The following is a 6,673-nucleotide window of genomic DNA, read 5'->3' as shown; positions in this document are numbered from 1 at the left end:
CCTTACCATCCCCTGCTGCCCGGTCAGAATTCAGGGTAGTTACTTACCAACGGATGCCTTCAAGCAGGGTAAACGCATGGCCGCTTCTTGGGGGATCGTATTCCGATTCCGGACGTGTATCCGAGCTGCGATGTTCACCGGCACTTGAACGGTAAGTTCGGCTTGGCTGAGCCGTCGATTTTAGAAGTCTTAAAACCAAGCTCTCCCATTACGAAAAATTTCTGGCCAAATTCCCGGCGTTTCCCGATGAGAAATTTCCCCGACGATCTATCCGTCTTGTAAACTCGTTCGATACACGCTGGATTCTACTTCGATTTCGTCAGGGTAGCCGCGATTATATGCCGGATTTTTCGTGCGCTCTCTTAGGCAGAAATGTGCTGGGAAGATTCATCCCTTGGGGATAACCGTGAACCCTTTCTATAATGGAAAGAGTCCACAAAAATCTTTGCATTTGGTTTTATGACAAAGCGGCCATTATCACCTCTTCGTCCATGGTCCTTCGCTTCACTGGGTTTGGTCCTGGTCAGTCTTGTTACGTCCAGCGTCTTTGGCAATTTTCAACCCAACCTCGATGACCATTATTCCCTTCGTTTGGCTTATTATGATAATCCTGCGTCCTTGCGTGTGTGGTCCGCGGCGCAGCTCCAGCAGCTCCATTCGGATCAGGAACCCGTGCGCTGGGTTCGAGCTGTATGGGCCCAGGCTATGTCCGTCCCCAAGTGGTCGGACATTCCCGATGCCAAAAACCTTTTTCTCAAGGCCAGCCGCATTGCGGAACAGCACGGCATGACCTACGAAATGATCCATTTTCTGGACTACGCTGTGGATGTGGATAACCAGAGTCAGGACCCTGGCAGCCACCGTTCCCCCAGCGAGAAAAAAAGCCATTATCAGGAGCTGATTCGACAGGCGGATCAGAGAGGTGATCAAGTCACCGCTTTTAAAATGGCCCTCTATTACGCCGATTACCTCACCGGCCTGGGCGAGCTGGGTGCCGCGTCATCAATCATCCGTCAGTACAGCGAAAACATTGCGAAGTATCCCGATCTTAAACCGATCGATCATGCGGTATTGAAGCAGGCTTTGGCCAATAATTTGCTGGAACAAGGGGAACAAAGCCCAGCTCTGCAAATATTCCATGACATCGAAGAGTTTTGCAAAGCCTATCCCTTGCGCTCCTTCTGTGCCAATAATCTTGTTCAGCTTGGTTATATCGAGGCGGAACAGAAGCATGACGAATCCATAACAAGGGCCCAGGCCTACTTCAGCGGCGCCTTAAAAATGGGACTGGAATCAGGTCACGGTTGGGTCGTGAGTTTTGCGCGCGCGGGTCTTTGCGAAATGTCCCTGCTGCGGCAGCAATATGCGGAAGCTTTGATCCTGGCGAATCACACCATCCAGGATCGTTTGAAGATCGACGACCGCAATTTGCTCGCGAGAGGTTACATATTGCGGGCCCGGGCCAAGACAGGTTTGGCGTCTTATCAGGATGCCTTGGACGATCTCAAAACTGTCAAAAAGTTGATGAGTGCTGATGCCAATGACCTTCTGTCTGAAGTCGAGCTGCTCTCGGCAACGATTCATAAAAATCTGGGCCGTCCCTGGGAAGCCCTCACTGCCTTGGAAAATTATAACAAACTCTATGGCGCGATCGTTGATGACAAGGAAAAATCTGAATTTGCCAAACAGAGTGCACGGATCGGCCTGATTGCGGAAGAGGAGCGCAGCAAGTTTTTGGCCAAGGAAAATGAGCTGAAGCAGCAGAAAATTCAGGCTCAGGAAAAGGCCCGATACGTCACCACCTGGTTGCTGCTGCTGAGTGCCCTGATCATCGCCGTCCTGCTCCTGGCTATTTTCCGTTCCATTGAGATCAAAAAAACCAAGGAAGCCATGAAGCGTGTCCTCGATCATATTGAAGAGGCCATCCTGACGATTGATCGGGATCTACGGATTGAATCCCATCATTCTCATTATCTTCTGACCATCCTGGACAACAAGAACATCGTTAGTGGTATGGATGCTCTGGATGTGATGTTTGCGTCGTCCCATCTAAGCGCCGAACAACGTAGTATTATACGTGAAGCGCTGGGGGCCTGCCTGGGCGAGGAGCAGATCGCCTGGGACCTCAATGCCTCGCATCTGCCTCAGGAAATAACCCTCCTCCTGCCAGACCGAACGCCGATCATTGATGTCGTCTGGCAGCCGATTTTTGACCGCTTCCATCGCCTGCAGCGGGTCCTTGTCATCCTGCGTGATGTCACGTTAAGGAAATCACTGGAGTCGGAAGTGGCTTCGATGCGCATCAATAATGGTCAGCTCACCCGGAAAATGAGTGAGCTGGTCAGCGCCAACGGTGAGGCTGTGGCGCCACTCTTAGGCAAAGCCAGTCAGCTTGCGGCCATGATCCAGAGTTCGCCCAGCCCGGACTCATCAAGAATTTTGCGGGATCTGCATTCCATTAAAGGAATCGCCCGAACCGTTGGCCTGAGTTCCCTGAGTGAAGCGACGCACGATTTGGAAAGCTCATTGGTCAGCGATCCTGAGCAGAAGCTCTCCCATTCAGGTATGTGGCAGCCATGGCTCCAAGGGATATCCCAGTATGAAGATTTGTTGAATAAATTTTCGCAGTTCGCAGCGGCCAAAGGCCCGTCCCGTCCAGGGTCGGCTTTGCCTTTTTCTCTTTATCGCATGGCTGCAGAGCAGAATGACACATTGCGACAGACGCTTGCCCAGAAGCAGCTACGTTTAAAGGGTGTTTTCATACGCGACGATATCCAGGGCTGGCCGGCTGCATTTGTCCAGGCAGCTCGTGAAACCGTGATGCATGCCCTGAACAATAGTATTGATCACGGTTTTGTTTTTCCACGTGATCGGGGTGAGGCCATTGATTCCGTCGAGATTCATCTGGAAGCCTCGATCGAATCGGACAACCTCGTCATGACCATCCTCGATAATGGAGCAGGCATCAATTGGGAAGCGATTCGCCTGAAGGCTCTTCAAAAAGGGCTGCCCTCGCAAAACATGGACGATCTTTCCCAATTTTTGTTCATGGATCAGGTCACTACTGCGCCGCAGCTGAGCCTGACCAGCGGACGAGGCGTCGGACTCGCCGCGATCAAGCATCTGGCTGAAGCATGGGGCGGCAGCTGTCGCATCGACAATCGTCACGATGCACGCGGAGCCTGTCTGCGTCTCACAATTCCCATGGATCGCTTGCAAGTCCCTGCGCCACTCAGCAAATCCGCCTGAACCTTCCGATCCTCATGCCAGCGGCACATCATGCGAAGTGTCATCTTCGGCCGCAGGAGCCGAACGACCCAAGGGTTATTCGTTCAGCTGAACTGTGCAAATGTCGAAGCATGCTCCGGTTGATCCGCAATACGCCTGGCAATGGATGACAGTTTCGGGGCGTGCTTGCGAAACCACTCCTGGCGTGGGCGCCAGTGCACCATGATAGCCACAAAGATGTCGATCAAGGACTCCTGTTCACCCAGAAAGTACCGCGAGCCTGCCGCCGCATCTTCCATCTGCAGCCACATTTTTTCCCGTTGCTGATCCGTGCGCGCTTTTAATTCTGCTTGCGCCGCCTCGGGAGTCACCCAACGCGACGTTTCATCACCATAATAAAAAGTGGGATAGATAGATGCCACCAGGAAAACGGACCAACGCTGATACCGGGCATAGGCCCTATCCTGAGGATCAGGCACCAGTGTCCCCTGATGCCTGGCATTCAGAAACGTGCAGATGGCTAAACTTTCACTCATGATTTCGCCCGATGGCAGACGCAAGGTCGGCACCTGCAGCAAAGGATTGATCGTCGGATAATCCCCTTCGGCAAACTTCCCCCATTCGAGTATGCGTATATCATGCGGCAGCTTGAGCTTTTGCAGAACAACTTCGACCATTGCGCCGCCACAGCCTCGCGCGGTATACAGCAAGTAACTCACCATCAACTCCTCACGGCGTCGCGTGGCCCTGCAGGTACAGGGACACGGGAATATAACCCTGGGCCTCGACAAAAACTGCGGTGGGGACCGAAATTTTAAAGGAATGTTGGCCCGCTGCCAAATCACCGACAGCAATGACCCGGAGCGGAATCGCCTGACCGGGACACCAGTTACTGAAGGACGCCCACTGCTCAGGCGTTCTCGGTGTGCGGCCATAGATGCCGTTACCCTGAGTATTGTAGACCCGGAACGGTTCGCAGGAAACACCGCCCGGCTTATAGCTCAGCACCAGTTGATCGTCAAAAAAGATATCATGAACACGTCTATTATATTCTTCCCCACCGGCGTTGGCCCCGTGATTGGACGTGATCAGATAGAACCTGGCATCACGCACGGCATAGGGAAGGTCGAACGCAATCGTTCGCACCGTCTGCCCAAGGTTATCGGTGGCACCCGCCTCATAGTTATTCAGGTTCTTTTTAAAATTGAGCGGCAACAGCACGGCTTGATCAGCCGCAACCGGCTCATTTTGCGAAACAAAGTCCAAGGACCCATAGAACACATCATTACGGCCTGCACAGCCCGCGACTTCGTTTTGAGCCGCATAGGGAACACCGAACACTTCCAGCTCAACCCAGAAATCATAGGCCTTATGCAGGGCGGCGTCGTTCAGGACCGCAGCCACGTGATCGAGTTGAAAACTATAAGGAACCGCATCAGGTTTTAGATTCTTGTTCATGAACGGCGTGATGAAACGTCCCAGTTCAATTCTCGCAACCTGCTCGGGGCTATACGCCACCGATCCTTTGGGAACCAGAGCTAAATTGATGTTACCTATGCGATCGTAATTATCACAGGCGGCTTTGATTGTGACATGCGCGGTCAGTGTGCTGCCAATTCCCAGCAGCTCCTGCTCTGTGAGCGGTCTCGCATAGAGATCATTGCGATGGCGCAGGACCCCATCAGCAATGGGCTCGCTGACTTTGGCGGCATAACCATCGTAAAATAGTATGTCGTTAAAAATTCGCAAAGTCTGGGGCGCGGCCGCAGAAACACTGAAACTGACAGAACACATCAGACCGAGAAGGATCCGCAGAGGATGCATAATTCTTTCCTATCGAGCGACTGTTGGTAAATCTTGTTGGTCTTCTATAACAGAAACAGGAGCAGGTCAAACGGCATGAAACTGGCAGGACAGGGCTTTAGAAAATTTTGCGGAGGGTACGGAATCATGCTCAAATCTTCATGGATAGCCGGGGTCGCTGGAGCGACGACATTAACTCTGATTCATCAAACGGCGCGCCTTGTCACCGATAAGGCACCGCGTATGGATGTTCTGGGTCGTCGCGCGCTTCGACCTTTGACGGATAAACTGGGTCTCGGGCACGACTCGTCTCAAGCGCAGGGGCTGGCGCTGGCTGGTGATCTTATTTCCAATTCCATTTATTATGCAGCCGTTGGATGGGGCCGACCTCAAACTGTGTGGCAGCGAGGTGCCGCTTTGGGAGCCGCGGCAGGTCTGGGTGCCATCACCTTGCCTCAGCTCATGGGACTCGGTCACCGGCCCCAGGCACGTACATGGGAAACCCGGATGATGGCTTTTTCGTGGTATTTCATCGGTGGATTGGCTGCGGCGGGTGCCTGGCAGGTATGGAAAAAGAGGTCTTAAGCGTGTCGCTTAGGCGAGATCCCCGTCACGAACGGCGGCAGCAAGGTCCCAATCGGGCTTCATTCTGCCGGTATTAACCGGGCGTGACGGTTGAGAACGGCGGTCAGATCCATCAGGACGACCGCTACCCAAACCACAGTTGGATCCACTGGTTCAGGTCAGGCACTCAGGTCTCAACGGGCTTTTTTGTAACCGTCATCGAGAGCGGCGCGTTCCGACATAAAGCATTCGCGCTGATCGGCGCTCAAAAACTTATCGCCTTTCAGCATGTTGGAATAGTCCTTGTCCGTCTGTGTGTAGAAGATGCGAGAGGTGCGATTGCCAATCACAGGGCAGGTGCTGGCTTTGACTTCGCGGCCTGCTTCCTTCACGCCGGCGACGGCTTTGTCGGCGGCATTTTCTGTAGCCTGGCCAACTCCGGACGCGACTTCGCGTGTGCCTTCTTTCACGTCCTGCCAGCCTTCTTTCATATTTTCTTTAGGTGTGTCCTGGTTGGCGGAAACTTCGGCGGAACGTTCGGCACTGGTGTCATTCTGCGACGTACAGGCAGCGGCCAGAACAACACTCATGATGCCAAGAGCCAGATTGCGTGTCAGGGAAACCATCATTGCACTTACTCCTCAATGGATAAATTACTGCAAAATCAACTCGCCAAGGCATTGCAACAAGCATGCCTCGGTGTTCCATTGAAGAATCCCTTGCATGACAATCATGCGGGCCACCTTTAGAATCGCTCTTTTACTTTTTCCATTAAATAAGAGGACACTCTCTGATTATTTTTTACACTGGCTGAAATGCAGTTGGCATTTTCCTTCCAGGTAACTTCAGCGCCGCTCCCGACATCACGCGTCGCGTCGGCAACTTCACGCTCCATTTTGCGCTTTTCTTTTTTTAAATCGTCGCCGCAATAGCTCCAGGTCCGGGCCTTGTCGCCGGCGAAAAATTCGTAAGCGAGCACGCCTAAAAAACCAATAATCAGCAATTGAAACAGCGTACGAAACATGGATCATCCCCGGTTTTTAAGCCCAATTTCAAAAGGGCAGGACTCATCTGAGCA

General features: G+C 52.7%; 6 protein-coding genes. 2 read left to right on the top strand and 4 right to left on the bottom strand.

The annotated features are described in order from the left end of the window. Positions 1 to 459: 459 nt before the first annotated feature. Positions 460 to 3,249: an ATP-binding protein gene (locus VE954_RS24405; RefSeq protein WP_324957727.1), complete on the top strand. Its 2,790-nt coding sequence runs from the start codon at positions 460 to 462 to the stop codon at positions 3,247 to 3,249. An 83-nt stretch (positions 3,250 to 3,332) separates the two neighbouring features. Here the strand turns inward: VE954_RS24405 and VE954_RS24400 are convergent, their stop codons facing one another. Together VE954_RS24400 and VE954_RS24395 are read right to left on the bottom strand one after the other, a co-directional pair. Continuing rightward, positions 3,333 to 3,950, bottom strand: coding sequence for a glutathione S-transferase family protein (locus VE954_RS24400; RefSeq protein WP_324957725.1), 618 nt, complete (start codon positions 3,948 to 3,950; stop codon positions 3,333 to 3,335). A gap of 7 nt (positions 3,951 to 3,957) precedes the next feature. After that, positions 3,958 to 5,052, bottom strand: a complete 1,095-nt coding sequence (locus VE954_RS24395; RefSeq protein WP_324957723.1) for a peptide-N-glycosidase F-related protein — start codon at positions 5,050 to 5,052, stop codon at positions 3,958 to 3,960. A 126-nt stretch (positions 5,053 to 5,178) separates the two neighbouring features. Here VE954_RS24395 and VE954_RS24390 point away from each other — a divergent pair, with 126 nt between their 5' ends. Further along, positions 5,179 to 5,616: a hypothetical protein gene (locus tag VE954_RS24390; RefSeq protein ID WP_324957721.1), complete on the top strand. Its 438-nt coding sequence runs from the start codon at positions 5,179 to 5,181 to the stop codon at positions 5,614 to 5,616. A gap of 173 nt (positions 5,617 to 5,789) precedes the next feature. Here VE954_RS24390 and VE954_RS24385 read toward each other — a convergent pair whose 3' ends face one another. Continuing rightward, positions 5,790 to 6,224 (bottom strand): hypothetical protein, encoded by a 435-nt coding sequence (locus VE954_RS24385; protein ID WP_324957719.1) that lies wholly within the window; start codon positions 6,222 to 6,224, stop codon positions 5,790 to 5,792. Between the two features lie 116 nt (positions 6,225 to 6,340). Next, positions 6,341 to 6,619, bottom strand: coding sequence for a hypothetical protein (locus VE954_RS24380; protein WP_324957717.1), 279 nt, complete (start codon positions 6,617 to 6,619; stop codon positions 6,341 to 6,343). Positions 6,620 to 6,673 lie beyond the last annotated feature (54 nt).

Source organism: Oligoflexus sp., assembly GCF_035638955.1.
Lineage (GTDB): Bacteria > Bdellovibrionota_B > Oligoflexia > Oligoflexales > Oligoflexaceae > Oligoflexus.
Note: the sequence above shows the minus strand (reverse complement) of the source record. Positions and strands in the feature narration are given on the sequence as shown.